Origin of the sequence: Bacillus sp. SIMBA_074, assembly GCF_046534555.1 — a bacterium.
Lineage (GTDB): Bacteria > Bacillota > Bacilli > Bacillales > Bacillaceae_G > Bacillus_A > Bacillus_A mycoides.
Map to the genome: position 1 here is coordinate 17,053 of NZ_JAWRYM010000007.1, position 24,545 is coordinate 41,597.

At 36.6% G+C, this 24,545-nt stretch carries 21 protein-coding genes and 1 riboswitch; of the genes, 16 read left to right on the plus strand and 5 right to left on the minus strand.

Annotation, left to right across the window (positions count from 1 at the left end; genetic code table 11):
* The first annotated feature begins 3 nt into the window (after positions 1 to 3).
* The 5 genes from pcrA to pruA all read left to right on the plus strand — a co-directional run bounded on the left by pcrA (position 4) and on the right by pruA (position 8,038).
* Positions 4 to 2,235: a DNA helicase PcrA gene (pcrA, locus tag SB773_RS10525; protein WP_002010031.1), complete on the plus strand. Its 2,232-nt coding sequence runs from the start codon at positions 4 to 6 to the stop codon at positions 2,233 to 2,235.
* 15 nt (positions 2,236 to 2,250) lie between these two features.
* Positions 2,251 to 4,260 carry an NAD-dependent DNA ligase LigA gene (ligA, locus tag SB773_RS10530; protein WP_410589818.1) on the plus strand — a complete coding sequence of 670 codons (2,010 nt, stop codon included), beginning with the start codon at positions 2,251 to 2,253 and terminating at the stop codon, positions 4,258 to 4,260.
* Positions 4,261 to 4,276: 16 nt separating this feature from the next.
* The gene (locus tag SB773_RS10535) at positions 4,277 to 5,473 is read left to right on the plus strand and encodes a CamS family sex pheromone protein (protein WP_410589820.1); all 1,197 of its coding nucleotides are present in this window, start codon (positions 4,277 to 4,279) and stop codon (positions 5,471 to 5,473) included.
* A gap of 94 nt (positions 5,474 to 5,567) precedes the next feature.
* A complete protein-coding gene (locus tag SB773_RS10540) occupies positions 5,568 to 6,338 on the plus strand; it encodes a TSUP family transporter (protein ID WP_410589822.1) in 771 nt (256 codons plus the stop codon).
* Positions 6,339 to 6,490: 152 nt separating this feature from the next.
* Positions 6,491 to 8,038: an L-glutamate gamma-semialdehyde dehydrogenase gene (gene pruA, locus SB773_RS10545; RefSeq protein ID WP_002124887.1), complete on the plus strand. Its 1,548-nt coding sequence runs from the start codon at positions 6,491 to 6,493 to the stop codon at positions 8,036 to 8,038.
* 311 nt (positions 8,039 to 8,349) lie between these two features.
* On the opposite strand, the gene SB773_RS10550 is transcribed toward pruA, so the two are convergent.
* On the minus strand, positions 8,350 to 8,895 hold the full coding sequence (locus SB773_RS10550) for a cysteine hydrolase family protein (protein ID WP_002091344.1): 546 nt from the start codon (positions 8,893 to 8,895) through the stop codon (positions 8,350 to 8,352).
* 242 nt (positions 8,896 to 9,137) lie between these two features.
* A riboswitch (SAM riboswitch) is annotated at positions 9,138 to 9,242 on the plus strand.
* A 126-nt stretch (positions 9,243 to 9,368) separates the two neighbouring features.
* Here SB773_RS10550 and SB773_RS10555 point away from each other — a divergent pair.
* From SB773_RS10555 to SB773_RS10565, 3 genes are read left to right on the plus strand one after another with little or no spacing between them, the layout of a single operon-like run.
* Positions 9,369 to 10,388, plus strand: a complete 1,020-nt coding sequence (locus SB773_RS10555; protein WP_002029486.1) for a methionine ABC transporter ATP-binding protein — start codon at positions 9,369 to 9,371, stop codon at positions 10,386 to 10,388.
* Positions 10,378 to 11,043, plus strand: a complete 666-nt coding sequence (locus SB773_RS10560; protein WP_002091343.1) for a methionine ABC transporter permease — start codon at positions 10,378 to 10,380, stop codon at positions 11,041 to 11,043. The genes SB773_RS10555 and SB773_RS10560 overlap by 11 nt, the downstream gene beginning before the upstream one ends.
* A gap of 21 nt (positions 11,044 to 11,064) precedes the next feature.
* A complete protein-coding gene (locus SB773_RS10565; RefSeq protein ID WP_002029488.1) occupies positions 11,065 to 11,919 on the plus strand; it encodes a MetQ/NlpA family ABC transporter substrate-binding protein in 855 nt (284 codons plus the stop codon).
* A 167-nt stretch (positions 11,920 to 12,086) separates the two neighbouring features.
* Here SB773_RS10565 and SB773_RS10570 read toward each other — a convergent pair whose 3' ends face one another.
* The 4 genes from SB773_RS10570 to SB773_RS10585 form a co-directional block, all read right to left on the minus strand.
* Entirely contained in the window at positions 12,087 to 12,569 is a 483-nt protein-coding gene (locus tag SB773_RS10570; RefSeq protein ID WP_098636050.1) for an HXXEE domain-containing protein, read from the minus strand.
* Positions 12,570 to 12,632: 63 nt separating this feature from the next.
* Entirely contained in the window at positions 12,633 to 12,824 is a 192-nt protein-coding gene (locus tag SB773_RS10575) for a DUF3926 domain-containing protein (RefSeq protein ID WP_002091335.1), read from the minus strand.
* Positions 12,817 to 13,998 (minus strand): ArsA family ATPase, encoded by a 1,182-nt coding sequence (locus SB773_RS10580; RefSeq protein ID WP_002124897.1) that lies wholly within the window; start codon positions 13,996 to 13,998, stop codon positions 12,817 to 12,819. Before SB773_RS10580 ends, SB773_RS10575 begins: the two co-directional genes overlap by 8 nt.
* Before the next feature lie 227 nt (positions 13,999 to 14,225).
* Positions 14,226 to 14,708 (minus strand): MarR family winged helix-turn-helix transcriptional regulator, encoded by a 483-nt coding sequence (locus SB773_RS10585; protein ID WP_016103207.1) that lies wholly within the window; start codon positions 14,706 to 14,708, stop codon positions 14,226 to 14,228.
* Between the two features lie 230 nt (positions 14,709 to 14,938).
* On the opposite strand from SB773_RS10585, the gene SB773_RS10590 reads away from it, so the two are divergent.
* From SB773_RS10590 to gabT, 8 genes are all read left to right on the plus strand, one after another.
* Positions 14,939 to 15,175, plus strand: coding sequence for a YiaA/YiaB family inner membrane protein (locus tag SB773_RS10590; protein WP_002029490.1), 237 nt, complete (start codon positions 14,939 to 14,941; stop codon positions 15,173 to 15,175).
* A gap of 141 nt (positions 15,176 to 15,316) precedes the next feature.
* Positions 15,317 to 15,607 (plus strand): Asp-tRNA(Asn)/Glu-tRNA(Gln) amidotransferase subunit GatC, encoded by a 291-nt coding sequence (gene gatC / locus SB773_RS10595; protein WP_000086999.1) that lies wholly within the window; start codon positions 15,317 to 15,319, stop codon positions 15,605 to 15,607.
* Positions 15,608 to 15,621: 14 nt separating this feature from the next.
* Positions 15,622 to 17,079, plus strand: a complete 1,458-nt coding sequence (gene gatA, locus SB773_RS10600) for an Asp-tRNA(Asn)/Glu-tRNA(Gln) amidotransferase subunit GatA (protein ID WP_002010048.1) — start codon at positions 15,622 to 15,624, stop codon at positions 17,077 to 17,079.
* 14 nt (positions 17,080 to 17,093) lie between these two features.
* The gene (gene gatB, locus SB773_RS10605; RefSeq protein WP_002010050.1) at positions 17,094 to 18,521 is read left to right on the plus strand and encodes an Asp-tRNA(Asn)/Glu-tRNA(Gln) amidotransferase subunit GatB; all 1,428 of its coding nucleotides are present in this window, start codon (positions 17,094 to 17,096) and stop codon (positions 18,519 to 18,521) included.
* A gap of 521 nt (positions 18,522 to 19,042) precedes the next feature.
* Positions 19,043 to 19,948: a diacylglycerol kinase gene (locus SB773_RS10610; protein WP_002010051.1), complete on the plus strand. Its 906-nt coding sequence runs from the start codon at positions 19,043 to 19,045 to the stop codon at positions 19,946 to 19,948.
* Between the two features lie 808 nt (positions 19,949 to 20,756).
* Complete coding sequence (locus tag SB773_RS10615; protein WP_410589829.1) at positions 20,757 to 21,887, plus strand: RNA-guided endonuclease InsQ/TnpB family protein; 1,131 nt, start codon at positions 20,757 to 20,759, stop codon at positions 21,885 to 21,887.
* 147 nt (positions 21,888 to 22,034) lie between these two features.
* Entirely contained in the window at positions 22,035 to 22,781 is a 747-nt protein-coding gene (locus tag SB773_RS10620; protein ID WP_002091328.1) for an HAD family hydrolase, read from the plus strand.
* A 155-nt stretch (positions 22,782 to 22,936) separates the two neighbouring features.
* Complete coding sequence (gene gabT, locus SB773_RS10625) at positions 22,937 to 24,301, plus strand: 4-aminobutyrate--2-oxoglutarate transaminase (RefSeq protein ID WP_328007649.1); 1,365 nt, start codon at positions 22,937 to 22,939, stop codon at positions 24,299 to 24,301.
* Positions 24,302 to 24,545 lie beyond the last annotated feature (244 nt).

Consider the following 24,545-nt stretch of genomic DNA (forward strand, 5'->3'; position numbering starts at 1 on the left):
CATATGAGTACGACAGATAAGTTATTAAATGGTTTAAATCCGCAGCAACAAAAAGCAGTACAAACAACAAATGGAGCACTTCTATTAATGGCAGGCGCAGGTAGTGGGAAAACACGTGTGTTAACACACCGTATTGCATATTTACTTGGTGAAAAAGGTGTGGCGCCATGGAATGTACTAGCAATTACCTTTACAAATAAAGCTGCTCGTGAAATGCGTGAGCGTATTGATAAACTTGTTGGACCAGAAGCAGAAGATATTTGGATTTCTACGTTCCACTCTATGTGCGTACGTATTTTACGACGTGATATTGACCGCATTGGTATTAATCGTAACTTTACAATCTTAGATTCAGGTGATCAGTTAACTGTAGTAAAAAAAATTATGAAGGAGCGCAATATTGACCCGAAGAAGTTTGAGCCGCGCTCTATTTTAGCGGGTATTAGCAATGCGAAAAATGAACTGTTATCTGCAGATAAATATGCAAAAAAAATTACAACCGCTGATCCATATGAAAAATTAACGAGCGATGTATATACAGAATATCAAAAACGTCTTTTGAAAAATAACTCATTAGACTTTGATGATTTAATTATGACGACGATTCAGCTATTTGAACGTGTTCCAGAAGTACTAGAGTTTTATCAGCGTAAATTCCAATATATTCACGTTGATGAGTATCAAGATACGAACAAAGCTCAGTACCTTCTTGTTAAACATTTGGCATCACGTTTTAAAAACCTTTGTGTTGTTGGTGATTCGGATCAGTCTATTTACCGCTGGCGCGGGGCTGACATTTCTAACATTTTGTCATTCGAAAAAGACTATGAGAATGCACAAGTTATTCTGTTAGAACAAAACTATCGTTCATCACAAAATATTTTAAATGCAGCTAATGCTGTAATTGAAAAAAATTCAAACCGTAAACCGAAGAAATTATGGACAGAAAATCAAATTGGAAGCAAAATCTCGTATTATCGTGCTGCAACCGAAAAGGACGAAGCGTATTTTGTTGCGAAAAAAATTCGTGATGATATTCAAATGGGGAACCGAAAATATACTGATTTTGCAGTGTTATATCGTACAAATGCCCAGTCTCGTATGATTGAGGAGATTTTCCTAAAATCTAATATCCCTTACAAAATTGTCGGAGGTACTAAGTTCTACGACCGTAAAGAGATTAAAGACATTTTGGCGTACTTACGTTTAATTGGGAATCCAGATGATGAGATTAGTTTTGGACGTATTATAAACATGCCAAAGCGCGGGATTGGTGCGACTTCTATCGATAAAATTATTAATTATGGTGTGCAAAACGGAATCTCATTAACTGCTGTATTTGATGAGATTGAGCATGTTGGTGTAAGTGCAAAAATAACAAAAGCAGTAAAAGAATTCGCAAGTTTATTACACAACTGGGTAAATATGCAAGAGTATTTATCTGTTACAGAATTAGTAGAAGAAGTTATTGAGAAGACAGGCTATCGCGATATGTTGAAAAATGAGCGTTCTTTAGAAGCAGAAGGTCGTTTAGAAAACTTAGACGAGTTTTTATCTGTTACACAAACATTTGAATCCCAAAGCGAAGATAAGAGCCTTGTTGCATTCTTAACAGACTTAGCTCTTGTTGCGGATATTGATCGTGTAGATGAAGATCCAACTGCTGGTGAAGAAGTTATTTTAATGACGATGCACTCAGCAAAAGGATTAGAGTTCCCAGTTGTCTTTATTGTTGGCTTAGAGGAAGGGATATTCCCGCATACTCGTTCTCTTATGGAAGAGGATGAAATGCAAGAAGAGCGTCGTCTTGCCTATGTAGGTATTACTCGTGCAGAAGAAGAGCTATACTTATCCAATGCTCAAATGCGTACTTTATTTGGTAGAACAAGTATGAATGCAGCATCTCGATTTATTACAGAAATTCCGGCAGAATTAGTAGAACCATTAAACGAAACAGCACCGAAGCGTGAAACTTCGTTTGGTGCAAAAGGAAGAACGACAAGCGCAACTACAACACGTTCTCGTTCAGCTTTCGCGCGTCCGGCTGTTAAGACGACAGGTGGCGAGCAAATTGGCTGGGGAATAGGCGATAAAGCTGCTCACCAGAAGTGGGGAGTCGGTACAGTTGTAAGTGTAAAGGGTGAAGGAGATTCAAAAGAATTAGATATTGCGTTCCCAAGCCCAATTGGTATTAAACGTTTATTAGCAAAATTTGCACCTGTGACGAAACAATAGGAAAGGACTGAGGATATGTCAAAAGAGATAGCCAAAAAACGTATAGAAGAACTGCGTGATTTGTTAAATACATTTAACTATCAATATCACGTATTAGACAATCCTTCTGTTTCTGATGCGGAATATGACCGTGATATGCAGGAGCTTATAAAATTAGAAGCAGAGAACCCAGAGTTTATGAGTGAAGACTCTCCCTCCATTCGCGTTGGGGGGACTGTTCTTGATATATTTGAAAAGGTAACGCATAAATCACCAATGTTAAGTTTAGGAAACGCGTTTAATGAAGGCGATTTGCGTGATTTTGATCGAAGAGTACATCAGGGAATTGATGATGCGAATGTAAGATATATATGCGAATTAAAAATTGACGGACTTGCTGTTTCACTTCATTATGAAAAAGGACGCTTCATTCAAGGAGCAACACGTGGTGATGGTATAACGGGTGAAGATATTACCCAAAACTTAAAAACGATTAAAGCTATCCCGCTGCGTTTAAATGAAGAAGTAACGTTAGAAGCACGAGGCGAGGCTTATATGCCGAAGCGTTCATTCGTTAAATTAAATGAGGAAAAAGAGCAAAATGGTGAAGATGTATTTGCGAATCCACGTAATGCGGCAGCAGGATCGATACGCCAACTTGATCCGAAAATTGCAGCGAAGCGTAACTTATCTATGTTTGTGTATGGTCTTGCTAATGTAGAAGAAAAAACAATTCCATCCCACAGTGAATCACTGGATTTCTTAGGTGAGCTTGGATTTAAGACGAATCCAAATCGTCGTACATGTGAAACAATTGAAGACGTAATAGCCTATGTAGAAGAGTGGCAAGAAAAACGCCCGCATCTTGATTATGAGATTGACGGAATCGTTATAAAAGTAGACGATGTTGCTATTCAAGAAAGCTTAGGAACTACAGCAAAGAGTCCAAGATGGGCAATAGCTTATAAATTCCCAGCTGAAGAAGTTGTGACGAGATTAACAGGGATTGAATTAAGTGTCGGCCGTACAGGAGTTGTAACACCAACTGCAGAGCTGGAGCCAGTGCGAGTAGCCGGAACTATTGTCCGTCGTGCTTCTTTACATAACGAAGATTTAATTCGTGAAAAGGATATTCGAATTGGTGACTACGTTGTTGTGAAAAAGGCTGGAGATATTATTCCTGAAGTTGTGAACGTTATTTTTGATAAGCGTACTGGTGAGGAAGAAGAATATCATATGCCAACGCATTGTCCAGCGTGTGAGAGTGAACTTGTTCGTTTAGAAGAAGAAGTAGCACTTCGATGTATAAATCCGACTTGTCCCGCTCAAATTCGTGAAGGATTAATCCATTTCGTTTCAAGAAATGCAATGAATATTGACGGACTTGGAGAACGTGTAATTACACAACTCTTTGATGCGGATTATATTCGTACGTTTGCTGATTTATATTCATTGACGAAAGAGCAATTATTACAACTAGAACGTTTCGGTGAAAAATCAGCAACAAATTTAGTACAAGCAATTGAGAATTCTAAGGAAAACTCATTAGAGCGATTATTATTCGGTCTTGGTATTCGCCACGTCGGTGCGAAAGCCGCACGTACATTTGCTGAGTATTTCGAAACGATGGATGAGCTTGTGAAAGCAACGGAAGAAGAACTAAAAACAATTAACGAGATTGGTGAAAAAATGGCTCAATCCGTTGTAACGTATTTCGATAATGAAGACGTATTAGAGCTATTACAACAATTTAAAGAGTATGGCGTGAACATGGCATACAAAGGTATGAAAATTGCTGATTTACAAAATGTTGAATCGTACTTTGCAGGAAAAACTGTCGTCTTAACAGGGAAATTAGAAGTTATGGGACGCAGTGAAGCAAAGAAGAATATTGAGGCATTAGGTGGAAAAGTAACAGGAAGTGTTAGTAAAAGTACGGATTTAGTTGTTGCTGGTGAAGCTGCTGGTTCGAAATTAGCGCAAGCAGAGAAGCACAATGTTGAAGTTTGGAATGAAGAGAGGTTCTTACAAGAGCTGAATAAGTAAGAGGTGCAAACTTACGATGAAAAAAATAGCGTTAGCGGTATTAAGTCTTAGCCTACTTGTAAGTGGGTGTAGTATGGGTTCCAATAAAGATGAAAAAGCAGTTGAGAAATCGGGGAAAGCGAAAGAACAAGCAGTTATCCCGAAATACTCCATTTCGGATGAATATTATAAGACAACGGTTCAATTTGATCCAGGTAAGGCACGTGGTTTAGTTGTACAAGGTTTAAATAGTCGCCTTGATATAGATGAATTTGAAACAGGATTAATGCGCATTGCCAAAGAATCATTTAGTACGAAAGATTATTTCTTTAAAGGCGGAAAGGTTCTAGAGGCTCAAAATATACAAATGCTTGTAAAAAGGAAGCGTACAGATGCTGAACAAAAAGAGCTAGAGGATAAGTTGAAAAAAGATGCAGTTAAATTTCCGAATATCGGACTGAATCCAGCCTTAAGTGAAGGTTCGGAGTCACTAGAAGTGAAAAATAAAAAACATCCAATGTATATCTCAAATATTTTAGAGCATGATTACTACGTACAAAAAGGTGGGAACGATGCTGAACCTGATGGCATTGTAATTGGATTAGCGATGAATTCTGTTCAATATTATGAGGAAGAGCATGGGTATCCACGTGAGGCTGCAATCCCAAATGAAAAAATGTTAGCTGAAGGGAAAAAAATGGCCCAAGAAATCTTGAAATTCATGCATCAAAAAGACGCTGCGACAAAAAATGTTCCGATAACATTTGCAATTTATCGTCAAAGTCCAAAGTCTTCACTTGTGCCAGGGAATTTTGTTTCTTATGCTAAGGTAGAAAAAGGTAGTGAAACGGTTGAGGATTGGAAACCAATCAATGAGAAATATTATTTGTTCCCGTCTGAACAAGCAAAAGCGGATAATAAACGTGAAGACCTTGCAAGGGTGTCAAACTTTAAAGCGAAGTTAAGTGAGTATTTCCAAGGCGATTATACAGCTGTTATCGGTACTGGAATGTATAGAGATGATGAATTAAAAGAAATGAAGCTCGATATTCCTGTCCAATTCAATGGGAAAGCTGAAGTAATTGGTTTTACACAATATGTAGCTGGACTTGTTATGGAATACTTCCCGAATTATATGAAAGTACAAGTAACAATTAAATCTGTAGAACGTCCAGAAGCAATTATTATACGTGAAGCGAAGCAAGATGAACCGTTTGTGAAAATTTTAGATTAAAGATGAGAGCTGTTCCATAAAGGAACAGCTTTTTTTCTTGAAAAATTTTGTTATAATTTTAAATGTTACAAATAAAGGGGTAAGGGGCAAAGTCATGGAAGAACTAAGCTTTCAAGTCATTATTTTATTAATTGCATTCGGGTTTTTAGCTGCTTTTATTGATTCGGTTGTTGGAGGAGGAGGGTTAATTTCGCTTCCTGCACTTATGTTTGTTGGTTTATCACCAGCTTCGGCAATCGCAACGAATAAATTAGCTGCAACGATGGGGACGCTTACGAGTACAATTTATTTTATTCGATCAGGCAAGGTGGATTTTCGGATTGTAGGAAAGTTAATCCCGTTAACTATTATTGGAGCAGTCGCAGGGGCTTTAGTAGTAAAGTTTATTCCGCCTGATATTTTGCGTCCACTAGTGCTCGTAATGTTGGTTTTTATTTCCATTTATATTATTGTGAAAAAAGATTGGGGAAGTGCATCTACCTATAAAAAGATGACAAAAGGAAAAACATTAATGTTTTTCTTTGTTATTTTAATGATAGGATTTTATGATGGATTTTTTGGACCAGGGACAGGATCCTTTTTAATTTTTGCATTTTTATTAATTGGTCTGGATTTTATTCAAGCGGCAGCATCTGGAAAACTTTTGAACTTCGTTAGTAATATCGTATCTTTAATTACTTTTTTATTTTTAGATGTGATTCATTTTGAATACGGTATAATTATGGGATTATCAATGATTTTAGGTGCTTATTTTGGATCGAAGTTTGCAGTTCAAAAAGGTATTGGATATGTAAGGACTTTATTTTTATTAGTTACTATTTTATTAATCGGGAAAAATGTTTTGGAATATACTCATATTTTGTAGATTCATACGTATGTATGAATCTCTTTTTTTATTATATTTTAAAAATTTATTAATTTTTAAAATATAAGTCTAGGAATATTTGAATAAATCTAAATTATCGTGTAGAATAATGTTGTAAAATGTAAACGTTTTTCTAAGGGGAGGCTAAAAAGATGGTAGTAGCATACAAACATGAGCCATTTACAGATTTTTCAGTAGAGGCTAACAAATTAGCGTTTGAAGAGGGTTTAAAGAAAGTAGAATCTTATCTTGGACAAGACTATCCATTAATTATCGGGGGAGAAAAAATCACTACAGAAGACAAAATTGTTTCTGTAAACCCTGCAAATAAAGAGGAACTTGTTGGTCGCGTTTCAAAAGCAAGCCGTGAATTAGCTGAAAAAGCAATGCAAGTAGCGGATGCAACATTCCAAACTTGGAGAAAGTCAAAACCAGAAATGCGTGCAGATATTTTATTCCGTGCTGCAGCAATCGTTCGTCGTAGAAAACATGAGTTCTCTGCTATTCTTGTAAAAGAAGCAGGTAAACCATGGAATGAGGCAGATGCTGATACAGCAGAAGCAATCGACTTTATGGAATATTATGCTCGTCAAATGTTGAAATTAAAAGACGGTATTCCAGTAGAAAGCCGTCCAATTGAATATAATCGTTTCTCTTACATTCCATTAGGAGTAGGTGTTATCATTTCTCCTTGGAATTTCCCATTCGCAATTATGGCAGGTATGACAACAGCTGCTGTAGTTTCTGGTAACACAGTATTACTAAAACCAGCTAGTACAACTCCTGTAGTAGCAGCGAAATTTATGGAAGTATTAGAAGAAGCTGGTTTACCAGCTGGCGTAGTAAACTTCGTTCCAGGTAATGGCTCTGAAGTTGGTGACTACTTAGTAGATCACCCTCGTACACGTTTCGTTAGCTTTACTGGATCTCGCGATGTAGGTATTCGTATTTACGAACGTGCAGCAAAAGTAAACCCGGGACAAATTTGGTTAAAACGTGTTATCGCTGAAATGGGCGGTAAAGATACAATCGTTGTTGATAAAGAGGCAGATCTTGAATTAGCAGCTAAATCTATCGTTGCATCAGCATTCGGATTCTCAGGACAAAAATGTTCTGCATGTTCTCGTGCAGTAATCCATGAAGATGTATACGATCATGTATTAAATCGTGCTGTTGAATTAACAAAAGAATTAACAGTAGGTAACCCGGATGCAAAAGATATTAACATGGGACCTGTTAATGACCAAGCTGCATTCGATAAAGTAATGAGCTATGTTGCAATTGGTAAAGAAGAAGGTAAAATCGTATCAGGTGGCGAAGGAGACGATTCTAAAGGCTGGTTCATCCAACCAACAATCGTTGCTGACGTTGCAGAAGATGCTCGCTTAATGAAAGAAGAAATCTTCGGACCAGTAGTAGCATTCTGTAAAGCAAAAGACTTTGATCATGCACTTGCAATTGCAAACAATACAGAATACGGTTTAACAGGAGCAGTTGTTACTAACAACCGTGACCATATTGAAAAAGCACGTGAAGACTTCCACGTTGGTAACTTATACTTCAACCGTGGATGTACTGGTGCAATCGTAGGTTACCAACCATTCGGTGGCTTTAACATGTCTGGTACAGACTCTAAAGCTGGTGGTCCTGACTACTTAGCACTTCACATGCAAGCAAAAACTACTTCTGAAACTTTATAAGAAATAGTAGAAAAGATCTTCACAGACTGTGAAGATCTTTTCTTTTTGAGAAGCTCTCTAATAGAAGCTAGTTAATTTCAATCAAGAAAAAGTTTCCAAATATTACTATTTGTTCTTTTGAATTAGTTAAACCCTATTAATATCGGGATAAACATGAAAATAGAAACAAAACAGCGAGAAAAATTGACTTATTAGTCATATTTTTTAGTATTCATTTTGAGGATTTCCTGTATAATACAATTTGAAAGAAAATCTATGGTTAGACAAGAGAACACTCCTTTCGGCTTTGCTAACTGAAAGGAGTGTTTTTTTTAGGTCGCTAAAAACTCTTCTGTACTCATTATATTTGCGTATACTCCATTTAAACTCGCCAAAATTGTATTATGAATATAAACAGCTGGTATAGTAGCATTCTTAAATGAAAGATCTTTTGTAGCACAAGCATCGTGTATTACGGTACAGTGAAGGCCAAAATCAAAAGCAGCTCTTACTGTAGCATCAATACACATATGGGTCATCATCCCGCATATTACGACGTGCTCAATTCCTGAACGTTGTAATTGTTCTAGAAGATCAGTTTCTCGGAAGCTATTTGGATAATGTTTAAGGATAACGGTTTCCTCTCTAAGTGGACGGACATTTTCGTGAATATGGACACCTTCTGTATTGGGTAGGAAAAAAGTAGCGCTATCTTTTATAGCTACATGTTGGATATGAAAAATAGGTTCGTTTCTTATTCTAAAATGTTGTAGTAGCTGACTAGCATATTCACTTGCTTCTACTGGATTACGTAATTCCATCATTCCGCTTGGAAAATAATCATTTTGAATGTCGACGAGCAAAAGAGCTGTTTTCATATATCTATCTTCCTCCGATTTCATATTCAAATAATGTTATTCAATGAGTAGAGAAGATTCTCCTTTTTAAAAGTATGAGTGAGAAGGATTTTACATAACTTTAAAAATCACTATTGTATTGTTACTTCTTATTTTAAAATCCAAATAGAGAAATAATTAATATTTTTTCTAAAAATTGTATTGACTCTCATTATTCTGAGTTCTATAATAAGACTTAATTAAACGACAATTAAATCGATACACTCTTATCCAGAGAGGTGGAGGGACTGGCCCTACGATACCTCAGCAACGGGTTTTTTAATACCGTGCTAACTCCAGCAAGCCTATAAAGGCTTGGAAGATGAGAAGATGTGAATGAGTACATATAAAAGTGCTCTCCTTCTTATCTTTTATTACTGATAAGAAGGAGAGCACTTTTTATTTTACCTCGAAAGCTCTACTTCAAGTTTTTACAGCATATAGGAGGGAAGAAAATGATTTCTTTTAACAATGTAAGTAAAGTATATGAATCAGGTGGGCAATCTGTTCATGCGGTTGAGGATGTAACGCTGTCAGTTGAAAAGGGCGAAATTTTTGGCATTATCGGATTTAGTGGTGCTGGAAAGAGTACGTTATTACGTTTAGTAAATATGTTAGAAAGACCAACTGCAGGAACAATTTCAATAGATGATAAAGATATTACATCATTATCGGCGAAAGAATTACGGAAACTGAGACAAAGAATTGGGATGATTTTCCAAAGCTTTAATCTATTTAATTCAAGAACGGTGTTTGGGAACATTGCTTATCCATTAAGGTTAGCGAAATTGCCGAAGAATGAGATAAAAGAAAGAGTGAATGAACTACTAAAATTTGTTGGTTTAGAAGATAAAGCGAACTATTATCCAGAACAGTTATCAGGTGGACAAAAGCAGCGTGTTGGGATTGCAAGAGCACTTGCGACATCACCGGATATTCTCATATGTGATGAGGCAACATCAGCTTTAGATCCGGAAACAACAACAGAAATCTTAAATTTATTAAAGAAAGTAAATAGAGAGTACAATTTAACGATCCTACTTATTACACATGAAATGCACGTTGTGAAAGAAATTTGTCACCGTGTAGCCGTTATGGAAAAAGGAAAAGTAATTGAAGAAGGAAAACTGTTTGACGTTTTCACACAACCAAAAACAAAGACAACTCAAAATTTTGTACGCTCTGTTATTAATGATCACTTACCAGAAAGTGTTCTAGCGAAAATTCAAAACGGAGGTCAAATTTATCGCCTGACTTTTACTGGGGAAGAGACAGGGCAGCCTGTACTATCATATATTGCGAAAAACTATAACGTCGATGTAAATGTTCTTTATGGAAATATTATTGAACTCCAAAATGTGCTATTTGGAAATCTTCTTGTAGAACTACAAGGTGAACAGAAAGAAATTCAAAAAGCATTACAACATCTAAGACTGCAAGTGCAGCTGAAGGAGGTAGAAGCTCATGCGAGTTGATTGGAGTATATTTTGGCCTCGCATATTAGATGCGACGGGGGATACCCTCTTAATGGTAATTGTAACCCTTATATTCGCTACAATTCTCGGTATACCTCTAGGTTTACTGTTGTATGTAACGAGAAAAGGAAATTTTTTAGAAAATAAATGGGTCTTTTCTATTCTTAATATCATAATTAATACAATTCGTCCGGTTCCATTCATTATCTTTTTAGTAGCTTTAAGCCCACTAACAAGAAGTGTTATTGGAACGACGATTGGAACGGCTGCAGCAATCTTCCCAATGACGTTAGTTGCATCAATTGGTATTGCTAGAATGGTTGAAACAAATCTTGTTTCTGTTCCGAAAGGAGTAATTGAAGCAGCACAAGCAATGGGCGCTTCACCACTTAGAATTGTTTTTGAAATCCTTGTACCAGAAGCTTTAGCACCATTGATCCTAGGTGTCACGTTTATGACGGTCGGTTTAATTGAATTTTCTGCAGTCGCAGGACTTGTCGGTGGTGGCGGTCTTGGTGACTTAGCAATGACATATGGTTATCAACGCTTTGATACGTCAGTTATGTTTGTAACGGTCGTTTTACTTATTATTCTTGTACAGGTAGCTCAAAATTTAGGGAACTACTTTGCGAAAGTCTTTTTACGCAGATCATAAAAAGGAAGAGGGGAAAAGAAAATGAAGAAAATTTTAGCCTTTGCATTATCAGCGATCGTAGGAATTACAGCGTTAAGCGGCTGCTCAGGTGGAGATACAGGTGCAGGAGCGAAAGAGAAAGTAGTTCGCGTCGGTGTAACTGGAACAGATGGAGACGTTTGGGAAATTTTAAAGAAAAAAGCTGAAAAAGAAGGAATTAAAATTAAACTGGTTGAGTTCTCTGATTACACAACACCCAACAAAGCGTTAGCTGATGGAGATATTGAACTAAACTCATTCCAGCACATTGCTTTCTTAGAGCAATTTAAAAAGGAGCATAAGTTAGATATTACAGCTGTTGGTACAACGCAAATTGCACCGATGGGCTTATACTCTGAAAAATATAAGAAAGCAAATGAAATCCCAGATGGTTCGGAAATTGCTATTCCGAATGATCCAACGAACCAAGCACGTGCATTAAAACTTCTCGATGCAGCTGGATTATTAAAGCTTAAGAAAGATTTTGGTCTATTTGGGGATCCAAGCGGTATCGCTGAAAATCCGAAGAAGCTAAAAGTTACACCGGTTATCGCACAGCAAACACCTCGTGTGTTAAAAGATGTAGCGGCTTCAGTTATTAATAACGGTGTTGCTGGTCAAGCTGGATTAGACCCAGCGAAGGATCCAATTTTCTTAGAAGATCCAAATAATGAAAATGCAAAGGCCTATATTAATATTTTCGCAGCTCGTACGAAAGATAAAAATGATCCAACACTGAAAAAAGTAATTGAGTTATACCATTCAAAAGAAGTAACAGATGCAATTAAGAAAGAAACAAATGATGGTTCAATTTCAGTAGATCTTTCACTTGATGAGCTTGAAAAAATCGTAAAATAATTATTGAGTTTAACGACTAACAGTAGGAACCCCTCCGCTGTTAGCTCGTTCAACATATAATCTACTTAACAAACAAAACCCTAATTCTGTACCTTCTAATTTTGTATAACATAGAATCCAATGTTTGTTAAGTAGAGTGATGGACCAGGAGTTTTCCTGGTCTTTTTTTAATTAAAGCAGCTGGCTAATAATAAGGAAATCCAAATTATGATTGGGTAAGAGATTAAACTAAAAATGAGTGTACTTGCTAATTTCTTTTTAGGGATTAATAGTTTCTTTGATGAAAATAAGAAAAGAGAAAATAGGATAATGATAGATGCTGAGATTACTCCTGGATTATAAGAACGATAAATGAAATACAAGATAATATGCTGAACGGCGTTAAAGAAGATACAGCCCTGTATAAAAATGATCAAATAAATAGAAGATATGATGCTTAATTGATATAGAATGACTATGAGTAAGACGAGGGTTGTTAATATGGAAATTGCAATGAAAAATTGTTTGTTAGTTATAAAATGGATCGAAAATCGATTAGCGATATATTGTGGCATTTGGAAAGCTTCTTCAAGGTTATGAAAAAAGAATAGAAGGGGGATTAGCCAGATTGTATTAGTGGTGAAATGTCTTGTTGAAGATGTTTTAATCAACTTATATCAGCTCCAATAAAGGGATAGAAAGCCTATAAGAAAAGGCTTTCTACAAGGGTATGGTTATTCAATTATGATGCTTTTTAAATTACTCTCAGGTTGCGGTTGTTCTTCAGCATAAGAGGAGAGCTCCTCTTGCAAAATATTTAGTGCGTGCTTAGCTGATTGCTGAATCGGATTCGGTAGCTCTTCTAATATACGCATACCGATTTTTATTTTTGTACGAATTACCTTTCTTAGTAATTCATCATGCATGTACTACACCTCCAAACCGAATGTTTAGTACATCATCTTCAAACTTAGCTCCTTGAATAGAAAGGTGTGTTAATGTTTTTGGTAAGGTGATATTTCGCTTCATAGAGCCGGCTCGAATAATAAGTTCATCACCTTTTTGATTTAATGAAAGTTCACTTTTGTTTGAGAAGGGAATGGACAGAACGAAAATATACTCATCGCCATCTTTTTTTACATATTGTGTGCGGCCATTAAATTTCACTTCAGTAGGAGAAGGGTCTGATTTAAATAAAGCATTTCCTACACGCTCTAACATAGGTAAACCAACAACTTCTTGTTCAAACATGGGAGCTTCGTAAATAGGAAGTGGCTGAAAACTATCTTTAATTAACGCCTTATATTTCTTTTGTGTATCTTTCCATGCCTGAAAGTAAGGGTCGGTAACAGTGTTAGGGATGACGCGGTTAATCATAATGGCATCTACGTTATAATCGTATAAGTTTAAATAAGTAAAACTACGCTGAGCTTCTTTAATGACCATTTTTTCAGGATTTACAACAACGCGAATACTCGTTACTTCTCGGTTTGATAAAATATCTCTCATTTCTCCAAGTTGTTCAAGCGTATTCGTTAATTCGTCCATAATATCATCAGTTGGAAGGGGGACACCAAGAAGTGGTTGAGCTACAGGACGAACAACTTTTAAAATCTTCCTTTTAATAGGAAAGAGTTTTTCCATCCACCAGCCGAGCATGTCTGGAAAGCTAAGCATTGCTAAAGTTTCTCCAGTCGGTGCGCAATCAATAATGATGACGTCGTAAGTGTTGTGTTTATAGTAATCGAGTACTCGAAGTAAGCTAATTAAATCTTCCATACCAGGGAACATCGTTAATTCTTCTGTTGTAATATCATCAGCTGCTTTGGAAGTGAAGAGTAGTGTAATATATTTCTGCAATTTCCCCCAGCCTTTTTCCATTTCATAAATAGTGTTAATTTCTTGTGCCCACAAGTTTTCGCGAATTTCTAGTGGCTCAGAAGATAGTTTTATGCCAAATGAATCCCCTAAACTATGAGCAGGATCTGTACTCATTACTAATGTTTTTAATCCTTGTTTTGCACTTTGGATTGCTGTTGCTGCTGAAATGCTAGTTTTTCCAACGCCGCCTTTACCTGTATACAAAATAATTCTCATTATTCTATCCCCTTTGTTTCGAGTATCGAATATTACGAGTGTCGAAATATTTAATTGAATAAAAACCCAACTAGGGTCTTATCCCGCATTAACGGGCAGTAAGACTCCCGCCCAAAAATTCGACTGGAGCAAAGAAATTAGGTGGGAGGTCAACTGTCCGTAAATGCCCGATTGGTTCAACTAATAATCAGTGAGGGATGAGAAAAACCCCCACTGATTAAAGTTTCACTTTATTCAATCGGAATGTTTTTCATTTTAGGTGTAGAAACCTTTTCTTCTGTTTTTTGCTGTGACGTAGCAATGTGATTCATGATCTTTTGGAATATTTGTAGTAAGAATGCTTTTTCTTCTTCTGACAATGCATCTGTCACTAGGCTAAAGTAATGGGCCGCATTTTGTTTTACTTCTTGAACGAGCATTATGCCGTTTTCTGTTAAACGAATTAATACAATGCGTCGATCGCTTTCATTCCGGTAGCGTTCAATATATCCCTTTTTTACAAGGCGATTTACAACGCCCGTTGTTGTACTCATCGGTATATCAAGAAGATCAGCGATTTTTGTCATTGTAATATCCGTATTTCGCTCCATCCAAAGTAAACAAAATACTTCTGTCTTGGAAAGTGTTAAATCAAGGCTTACCCATTCTTCAGGATAGAAAAGTTTCTTGGCGTTATCTAGCAGTAAGTCTAAAAAATGTTCATATTGCAACAATTATTTCCACTCCCGTATATTTCGAGGTTCGTAATATTTGTTTTTATTTTATGTGGAATTGAAATAAATGTCAATGTTTTTAACTGTTTTTTCAGATTAGAAAGAAAATTATCTTCAAAATAGAAATTTTTTGTGATAGATTAATAAATAGAAAAATGATTTTACATAAAAACCCATTGTGATAAATATATTTATCTATAATAGGTGTACAGCTAACGAGGGGGAGAACGATGAGAAGACGAAATACGCAAGCGTTCACGTTTTTAGCATGGACTTCATTTGTTTGTGCGCTTTCAGGAATGCTAATTGGGATTTACACGTTAGATGAAACGCTTAGTGTAAAAGGGTACTATTTAATCGGAACATTATTTTTAACGATGTCTTGTTTTGTATTACAAAAAACAATTCGTGATAATGAGGAAGATAATGAAAGATTTCCGAAAAATAAATCGTTAGATAAAGAGTAAATTGTAAAGAAAGGCACTTGCCTTTCTTTTTTTATGTAAAAATGCCGTAAGTGCCGTGTGTTGACTTGCTTGAAGTACTGAAAATTTGGTATCATCAATAGTATTGTAGATTGAACGATATATTATGGAGGTGGCCTAGCCGTGTCAAGAATTTCCGTTGAGAATGTAAAGCACGTAGCACATTTAGCACGTCTTGCAATTACTGATCAAGAAGCAGAAAAATTTCAAAAACAACTAGATGCAATTGTTACATTTGCAGAACAGTTAAATGAATTAGATACAACTGATGTAAAACCAACAACTCATGTATTAACTATGAAAAATGTTATGCGTGAAGATGTGCCAGAAAAAGGTTTACCAGTAGAAGAAGTATTAAAAAATGCACCGGATCACAAAGATAATCAAATCCGTGTTCCAGCAGTATTAGAATAGAGGAGGGAATTTCGATGTCATTATTTGATCATTCTGTATCAGAGTTACATAAGAAGTTAAACAACAAAGAAATTTCCGTTACGGATTTAGTAGAAGAATCTTACAAACGTATTTCGGATGTTGAAGATAACGTAAAAGCTTTTCTTACATTAGATGAAGAAAATGCACGCGCGAAAGCGAAAGAATTAGATGCAAAGATTGGTGCTGAGGATAATGGTTTATTATTCGGTATGCCAATTGGTGTAAAAGATAACATTGTAACTAACGGTCTTCGTACAACTTGTGCGAGCAAAATATTAGCAAACTTCGATCCAATTTACGATGCGACAGTTGTACAAAAGCTAAAAGCTGCTGACACAGTTACAATCGGTAAATTAAATATGGACGAGTTCGCAATGGGTTCTTCAAATGAAAACTCAGGCTTCTACGCTACAAAAAATCCATGGAACTTAGATTACGTTCCAGGCGGATCTAGTGGTGGTTCTGCAGCAGCAGTAGCAGCAGGAGAAGTATTATTCTCTCTAGGTTCTGATACGGGTGGTTCTATCCGTCAGCCAGCTGCATATTGTGGCGTTGTAGGTTTAAAACCAACTTACGGACGCGTATCTCGTTACGGATTAGTAGCATTCGCATCTTCACTTGACCAAATCGGACCGATTACACGTACAGTAGAAGACAATGCATACTTATTACAAGCTATTTCAGGTATTGACCGTATGGATGCAACTTCTGCAAACGTTGAAGTAGGAAACTACTTAGCTGGTTTAACAGGTGATGTTAAAGGTTTACGTATTGCTGTACCAAAAGAATACTTAGGCGAAGGTGTTGGCGAAGAAGCTCGTGAGTCAGTACTAGCTGCTTTAAAAGTATTAGAAGGTATGGGCGCAACTTGGGAGGAAGTATCTCTTCCGCACTCTAAATACGCTCTAGCAACGTATTACTTATTATCTTCTTCTGAAGCATCCGCGAACCTTTCACGCTTTGATGGCGTACGTTACGGTGTTCGTTCTGATAATGTAAATAACTTATTAGATCTTTACAAAAACACACGTAGCGAAGGTTTCGGTGATGAAGTAAAACGTCGTATTATGCTTGGTACATTTGCTCTTAGCTCTGGTTACTATGATGCATATTACAAAAAAGCACAACAAGTACGTACATTAATTAAAAATGACTTTGAAAATGTATTTGCTAACTACGATGTTATTATTGGACCAACAACACCAACTCCAGCATTTAAAGTGGGCGAAAAAGTGGACGATCCAATGACAATGTATGCAAATGACATTTTAACAATTCCAGTAAACTTAGCGGGTGTTCCAGCGATTTCTGTTCCATGTGGATTCGGTGCTAACAACATGCCACTTGGTCTACAAATCATTGGTAAACACTTCGATGAAACGACGATTTACCGCGTTGCACATGCGTTTGAGCAAGCAACAGACTATCATACAAAAAAAGCAAGTCTGTAAGGAGGCGAGCATAGATGAATTTAGAAACAATTATTGGTTTAGAGGTTCACGTTGAGTTAAAAACAAATTCGAAAATTTTCTCTGCGAGTCCAACAGAATTCGGAGCGGAGCCAAATACACAAACAAGTGTAATTGACTTAGGATACCCAGGGGTACTTCCTACTTTAAATAAGGAAGCAGTTAACTTTGCAATGAAAGCCGCAATGGCATTAAACTGTGAAATCGCAACGGAAACGAAGTTCGACCGTAAAAACTATTTCTACCCAGATAATCCGAAAGCTTACCAAATCTCTCAATTTGATAAGCCAATTGGTGAAAATGGTTGGATTGAAATCGAAGTAGACGGTAAAAAGAAACGTATCGGTATTACACGTCTTCATTTAGAAGAAGATGCTGGTAAATCAACGCATGCAGCTGACGGTTCATTAGTAGACTACAACCGTCAAGGTATGCCTTTAATCGAGATCGTATCTGAGCCAGATATGCGTACTCCAGAAGAAGCATATGCGTACTTAGAGAAGTTAAAATCAATCATTCAATATACAGGTGTATCTGATTGTAAGATGGAAGAAGGTTCTCTTCGTTGTGATGCGAATATTTCACTTCGTCCAGTTGGACAAGAGAAGTTCGGTACAAAAGCAGAACTGAAAAACTTAAACTCTTTCACTTACGTGCAAAAAGGTCTTGAGCATGAGCAAGTGCGCCAAGAAAAAGAATTATTATCTGGTGGTATCATCCAACAAGAAACACGTCGTTATGATGAAGCAACGAAGAAAACAATCTTAATGCGTATAAAAGAAGGATCTGACGATTACCGTTACTTCCCAGAGCCAGACTTAGTTGAACTTTACATCGACGATGAGTGGAAAGAAGAAATTCGTGCTTCTATTCCAGAACTTCCAGATGCACGTAAAGCTCGCTATGTTGAAGAAGTTGGCTTACCAGCTTATGATGCGCATGTATTGACATTAACGAAAGAGATGTCTGATTTCTTTGAAGCAACAGTTGCAGACGGTGCTGATGCGAAATTAACATCAAACTGGTTAATGGGTGAAGTACTTGCATACTTAAACAAACAACAAAAAGAATTAAAAGACGTTGCATTAACACCAGCTGGCTTAGCTAAAATGGTTCAATTAATTGAAAAAGGTACAATTTCTTCTAAAATCGCGAAGAAAGTATTTAATGAATTAATTGAAAAAGGTGGAGACCCAGAAGAAATCGTTAAAGCGAAAGGTCTGGTTCAAATTTCTGACGAAGGAACACTTCGTAAGGTTGTAACAGAAATTCTTGATAATAATGAGCAATCTATTGAAGACTTTAAAAACGGTAAAGACCGTGCAATTGGCTTCTTAGTTGGTCAAATTATGAAAGCTACAAAAGGACAAGCAAATCCACCGCTTGTTAATAAAATCTTACTTGAAGAGATTAATAAGCGCTAAAAAAAGAGAAGAATTCTTATTTTTGAACGCTAAAATAGTATAGATTCTTAAAGATTAAACAGAAAAAACACCCGTATTTGGGTGTTTTTTCTGAGTTAATCAAACGTTTGTTTAAATGGTGAAAAATAATTTAAACAAACGTTTGATTAACTGTCAAAAGTGAAAAAATGTTTGTATAGCAACTATGGTATGATAGTTGCAAAAAGGTGGGAATAATGATAAATCTAGACATAGAGAGTTTTTTCATCTCATGAAATAATAGATAATTATTATTCATTATATGTAAATTGATGTGAGAGTTTTACTGCCCGCAAATAGCGGGATAAATTTCTTGGTTAAATAAAGCAAAACTATCAGGAGTGAATAGTTACTTTTGATGGGCTACACGAATCGGGTTCTTACTGCCTGTTTGAGCGGAATTAAAGAAGGATAGGAAGATGAGAGGAGGTAAGCATAGGGATACTGAATAAGGGTTCGGTGTATTCGTTTTTCAATGAATAAGGAATTTCCTGTGCTAATAAATGATGAAGCGAGCAAGAATTATTTATAATCCTACTTCTGGGCGCGAGCTATTTAAGAAGAGCTTACCAGAAGTATTACAAAAATTAGAACAAGCTGGATATGAAGCGTCTTGTCATGCGACAACTGGTCCTGGAGATGCGACTGTGGCAGCGAGGCAAGCTGCGGATCGTAAGTTTGATGTTGTTATCGCAGCTGGTGGTGATGGTACGTTAAATGAAGTAGTGAACGGTTTAGTAGGACATGAGCATCGTCCAAAGTTTGGAATTATTCCAGTTGGAACGACAAATGATTTTGCGCGTGCGATCGGTGTACCTCGTGTTATTGAAGAGGCTGCGGATATTATTTGTGAAGGAACAACGGTACCGTTAGATCTTGGTAGAGCAAATGATACATATTTCATTAATATCGCTGGTGGCGGCCGTATTACAGAATTAACATATGAAGTACCAAGCAAGCTAAAAACGGTATTAGGCCAACTCGCTTACTATTTAAAAGGAATCGAAATGTTACCATCATTACATCCAACATATGTTGAAATTGAGTATGATGGGAAGTTGCTACAAGAAGAAATTACGATGTTTTTAATTACGAATACTCGTTCAGTTGGTGGATTCGAAAAAGTAGCACCATATGCATCTATTAACGATGGATTATTTGATTTATTAGTACTGAAAAAAGGTTCTATCGCTGATTTAATTAAAGCAGCAACACAAGCGCAGCGTGGGGAACATATTAACAATCCGAAAGTACTATATACACAAGCGAATCGTATTAAAGTGCATTCACCTGATAAATTAATGATCAACTTAGATGGTGAATATGGCGGAGATGCACCAATGGAATTTGAAAATATATATCATTGTCTGGAACTATTTGTTCCTGAACATCAAGAGGATGCCCTGTAAAGGCATCCTTTTTATTATATCGAGGAATTGTAAATTGGAAGTTAGTTTGATTTTTATGGTATTTTTACAATTCGTTTATTTTATATCCATACTTTATTGATACACTAGAAGAGATAAGAAAAGAGAGGTAGGGTAACTAACTGTTACGATTTATTTAACTAATTATAACTAAAGTTAATTAAATATATCAGTAAGCCCTGCTAGTCAAGTGATTGGCTAGTAGTGAGGGTTAACTGCGGGCAATCCCTAAAGCTGATTGAACTACAACGTGGCTAGAAATAGCGAGCGTGAATGTCGCGAAAGCAGAAAAAATCAATCAGATCGTGCAAGGTTAAATCCTAAACACTAGAATAATGGGCCTTCCGCCTCGAATCGTCTAAGTCAAAATTGATAAGATGAACGTTCAACGACTATCTCGTATAACTGACGAGAGTACATCACAAGCCTATGGTGATGGAAAAATCCTCTATCTCTAAAGAGATAAACATATAGTCTGCGCTCATGTGAAAACATGAGAAGTTCATAAGAGAACTGGCTAAGGAATTGCGCCCTTAGTTGAACGAGATAAATTTCATTAAATCTATCAAACTTTAATGAATCTATCGAACCTATGCATTATGGTAAATTCAATGAGGTGAGAATAATAATGAAATTTTCACGAGTTAGTCAAGTATCGGAATTAACAGGTTTGTATCCTAGTAGTCTTAGGAGAATGCTGGTGGAACACGCTACTATTCAGAAGAACAAATCTTTCATTATCTGAAAGGTGAGTGCCCGAATAATCGCACAGTAAAGGAGTTAAATTCTGATGATATTGGCGAAGAAAGTCAGACTGATTCCAACGCCTGAACAAGAAAAAGTGCTTAGAAACCATGCTGGTGCTGCAAGATTCGCTTATAACTATTGTAAAAGAATGAGTGATAGATACTATAAGCTATTTGGAAAATCTGTTTCACAGTTAGCTTTACAGAAACGATTTACAAAGATCAAGAAGCGAAAGCGATATGAGTGGTTAAAAGACATCAATGCACAAGTTCCCAAACAGGCTTCAAAAGATTTTGACAAGGCGAGGAAACATTCGTTCGAAAAGTACAACAATGGTTATCACACTTCTTATAAATCCAAAAAAGATTTAATTCAAGGATTTTATGCCAATTATGAAAGACTGATTATAGGAAAGAAAGTAGTTGATATTCAGTCTATTGGAGAAGTGAAAACAAGCCAACAACTACCAAGAAACAAAAAAACATCCAATCCAAGAGTTACATTTGATGGTTGTCACTGGTGGATTAGTGTAGGGTTCCAAGAAGATTTTGAATCCCAAGAACTAACCAATGAGTCGATTGGTGTGGATGTTGGTTTAAAAGAGCTGTTTGTAGCTTCTAATGGTACGAAAGAACGAAATATAAACAAAGATGCTAAGGTTAAAAAACTTTTGAAAAGGAAAAAGTCAGCGCAAAGAGATATGTCTAGGAGATTTAAAAAAGGTGTAAAAATTCAATCTGCCGGATATGAAAAAGCTAAAACTGAGCACCTGCGGTTATCTAGGAAAATTACGAATATCCGAAATAACCATATCCATCAAGCAACAGCTAAATTGGTGAAAACCAAACCAATGAGAATTGTTGTGGAAGACTTACATATCTCTAACCTGTTAAAAAACAAAAAACTATCGAAAGCATTTTCATTTCAAAAATTAAACTTCTTCTTTCAATGTTTGTCATACAAGTGCGAGAAGTATGGCATTGAGTATGTAAAAGCTGATAAATGGTTCGCCTCAAGCAAGATTTGCTCATGTTGCGGAGTAAAATACGACCATTCAGTTCAACCAGAAGGACAGTGGAGTTTAAAAATACGTGAGTGGCGTTGTGTTGGGTGCAATAGCCATCACGATAGAGATTTAAATGCTTCGATAAATTTATCAAGATGGGTAAAATAAAAGCTTGATAATATGAGGTAACGATACTGCCTCGTGCGGAGTGTTATACCCCTCGTCCCTTCGGGGTTGCGAGAACATGATGAAGCACTAACTTGTGTAAATTTGATTGAATTGTATAGATTTAGTTAAGTTTATCGTATCGGTGCTATGGAGAAGGTAAAAGCAATACTATTTGATAAAGATGGGACATTAATGGATTTTCATTCAATTTGGATAAAAGTAGCTGAAGAGCTTGTTGCAGAATGTATAAATTTATATCAATTACCAGAATCAATGCAGCAGGCTTTATTAAAAGAGATTGGCGTAGATGGAGCATTTGTTCATCCGCGTAGTGCGCTCGCTGCTGGAACGAGTCTTGATGTGGCCAAGGGGCTTTGTAAGTATATTGCATCATCTAGAGAAGAAGAGATGCATCAATGGGTGAGTGAAAAGTTGTTTGCTCTTATGTACGAGCATCGTTCACATATGAGAATGACGGCAGATTTACCGAAAGTTTTACAAGCGTTAAAGGATAGAGGGTTTATTCTAGGTGTCGTTACAGCTGATGATTTCGCGCCGACAGAATTATTTTTAAAGCAATATCAATTGGAAGCTTTTTTTGATTGTGTTATAGCTTCAGATACATTTCCAGCACAGAAGCCAGATAAAAAAATTGTAGAATCGTTTTGTGAGAGATTTAATTTAGAGACATGTGAAGTAGCAGTCATCGGGGATACACCGACGGATTTATATTTAGCGAAAAATGGTGGCGACTGTTATGCGATTGGCGTACTATCTGGTACGGGTGATCGTCAAACGCTAGAACCACTTGCAGATTTAGTATTACAATCTGTTGAAGATTTAATTTCTCATTCAGGTGAGTTTATTTGGGAACAAGGAAAGTCTAATGTATAAATGAATAAGTCTATAAGGACTCTATATGAGTCTTTATAGACTTATTTTTTTATGCCGAGATAGTAAGAGAATGGGATGAATACTAGAAAGAGGAAGTTGGCATACATCTTGCAATATAAAGAGAAAACATTGTATAGAAAAGGATGGGGTACACAATGAACACAAAAAAATTTGCTAAAATAAATGAACAAATTCCAGGACCGAAAGCAGCGTCTTTATTAGAACGCCGCCAAAATATAGTACCAAAAGGAGTAAGTAATGGTATTCCAACATTTGTACAGTCTGCAAATGGTGCACTCGTAACAGATGTGGATGGAAATCAGTACATTGATTTCGCAGGAGCAATTGGGACAATTAATGTAGGACACTGTCATCCAGCTGTTAAAGAAGCGCTTCATAAACAAGTAGATCAATATATTCATACTGGATTTAATGTGATGATGTATGAGCCGTATATTGAATTGGCAGAAAAGCTGGCCGCATTAGCGCCAGGTAATTTCGATAAACAAGTGCTGTTTTTAAATAGTGGGGCAGAAGCGGTTGAAAATGCAGTGAAGATTGCTCGTAAATATACGAAGAGACCTGGAATTATCGCATTTTCTAAAGGGTTTCATGGGCGTACATTAATGACAATGACGATGACAAGTAAAGTAAAACCATATAAATTTGGATTTGGCCCATTTGCTCCAGAAGTATATAAAGCGCCATTCCCATATGAATACCGTCGCCCAGAAGGTTTAACAGAAGAGCAGTATGATGACTTTATCATTGAAGAGTTCAAGAACTTCTTCATATCAGAAGTAGCACCAGAAACAATTGCAGCAGTTGTAATGGAACCTGTTCAAGGGGAAGGCGGATTTATCGTTCCAAGTAAGAAATTCGTTCAAGAAGTACGCAGCATTTGTTCAGAGCACGGTATTTTATTTGTAGCTGATGAAATTCAAACAGGCTTTAGTCGTACTGGAAAATACTTTGCAATTGATCATTATGATGTCGTTCCAGACTTAATTACGGTATCTAAATCATTAGGTGCTGGTGTACCGATAAGTGGTGTCATTGGACGTAAAGAAATTATGAATGAGTCTGCACCGGGAGAACTGGGCGGAACATATGCAGGAAGCCCACTAGGATGTGCGGCTGCATTAGCTGTGCTTGATGTAATAGAAAAAGAGAAATTAAATGATAGAGCGATAGAAGTAGGGAAAGTCGTAATGAACCGATTCCAAGAGATGAAAAACAAATATAATTGCATCGGTGATGTGCGCGGCTTAGGGGCAATGTGTGCATTCGAGCTCGTTCAAGATCGCAAGACGAAAGCGCCTGATAAAACATTAGCGTCTAATTTATGTGCAGAGGCAAATAAGCATGGATTACTTCTACTATCAGCAGGAACATATGGAAATGTTATTCGTGTTTTAATGCCATTAGTGATTACAGATGAGCAACTTGAGGAAGGTTTAACAATAATTGAAGAATCATTGCAAGCTTGTTATGAGCAAGCAAATATCGCTCGTGTATAAAGAATTGGGATAACTTAAAAAAGGGCATAAAGCTTTTCTTTTTAGGCGAAAGAGAGCATCTGGCCATGCATAGAATCGGTCAGCCCCTTTTCCTGCCCCATGCCAAGCTAAAACAAAGTGAGGGTGTGGTTGCGATGGCATTCTGTATTTTTCAAGGCAGCGAATTATGTGTTGAAAAAATATAAATAGATTTGTATAAATAACAAATTGAAAACATTCTAGCTTACTCTATATAAAATGCAGA

What these genes read in the sequence shown, in the direction of transcription:
- pcrA (WP_002010031.1), top strand. Translation starts at nt 4, where the DNA reads ATGAGTACGACAGATAAGTTATTAAATGGTTTAAATCCGCAGCAACAA.
- ligA (WP_410589818.1), top strand. Translation starts at nt 2,251, where the DNA reads ATGTCAAAAGAGATAGCCAAAAAACGTATAGAAGAACTGCGTGATTTG.
- SB773_RS10535 (WP_410589820.1), top strand. Translation starts at nt 4,277, where the DNA reads ATGAAAAAAATAGCGTTAGCGGTATTAAGTCTTAGCCTACTTGTAAGT.
- SB773_RS10540 (WP_410589822.1), top strand. Translation starts at nt 5,568, where the DNA reads ATGGAAGAACTAAGCTTTCAAGTCATTATTTTATTAATTGCATTCGGG.
- pruA (WP_002124887.1), top strand. Translation starts at nt 6,491, where the DNA reads ATGGTAGTAGCATACAAACATGAGCCATTTACAGATTTTTCAGTAGAG.
- SB773_RS10550 (WP_002091344.1), bottom strand. Translation starts at nt 8,895, where the DNA reads ATGAAAACAGCTCTTTTGCTCGTCGACATTCAAAATGATTATTTTCCA.
- SB773_RS10555 (WP_002029486.1), top strand. Translation starts at nt 9,369, where the DNA reads ATGATTTCTTTTAACAATGTAAGTAAAGTATATGAATCAGGTGGGCAA.
- SB773_RS10560 (WP_002091343.1), top strand. Translation starts at nt 10,378, where the DNA reads ATGCGAGTTGATTGGAGTATATTTTGGCCTCGCATATTAGATGCGACG.
- SB773_RS10565 (WP_002029488.1), top strand. Translation starts at nt 11,065, where the DNA reads ATGAAGAAAATTTTAGCCTTTGCATTATCAGCGATCGTAGGAATTACA.
- SB773_RS10575 (WP_002091335.1), bottom strand. Translation starts at nt 12,824, where the DNA reads ATGCATGATGAATTACTAAGAAAGGTAATTCGTACAAAAATAAAAATC.
- SB773_RS10590 (WP_002029490.1), top strand. Translation starts at nt 14,939, where the DNA reads ATGAGAAGACGAAATACGCAAGCGTTCACGTTTTTAGCATGGACTTCA.
- gatA (WP_002010048.1), top strand. Translation starts at nt 15,622, where the DNA reads ATGTCATTATTTGATCATTCTGTATCAGAGTTACATAAGAAGTTAAAC.
- gatB (WP_002010050.1), top strand. Translation starts at nt 17,094, where the DNA reads ATGAATTTAGAAACAATTATTGGTTTAGAGGTTCACGTTGAGTTAAAA.
- SB773_RS10610 (WP_002010051.1), top strand. Translation starts at nt 19,043, where the DNA reads ATGATGAAGCGAGCAAGAATTATTTATAATCCTACTTCTGGGCGCGAG.
- SB773_RS10615 (WP_410589829.1), top strand. Translation starts at nt 20,757, where the DNA reads ATGATATTGGCGAAGAAAGTCAGACTGATTCCAACGCCTGAACAAGAA.
- SB773_RS10620 (WP_002091328.1), top strand. Translation starts at nt 22,035, where the DNA reads ATGGAGAAGGTAAAAGCAATACTATTTGATAAAGATGGGACATTAATG.
- gabT (WP_328007649.1), top strand. Translation starts at nt 22,937, where the DNA reads ATGAACACAAAAAAATTTGCTAAAATAAATGAACAAATTCCAGGACCG.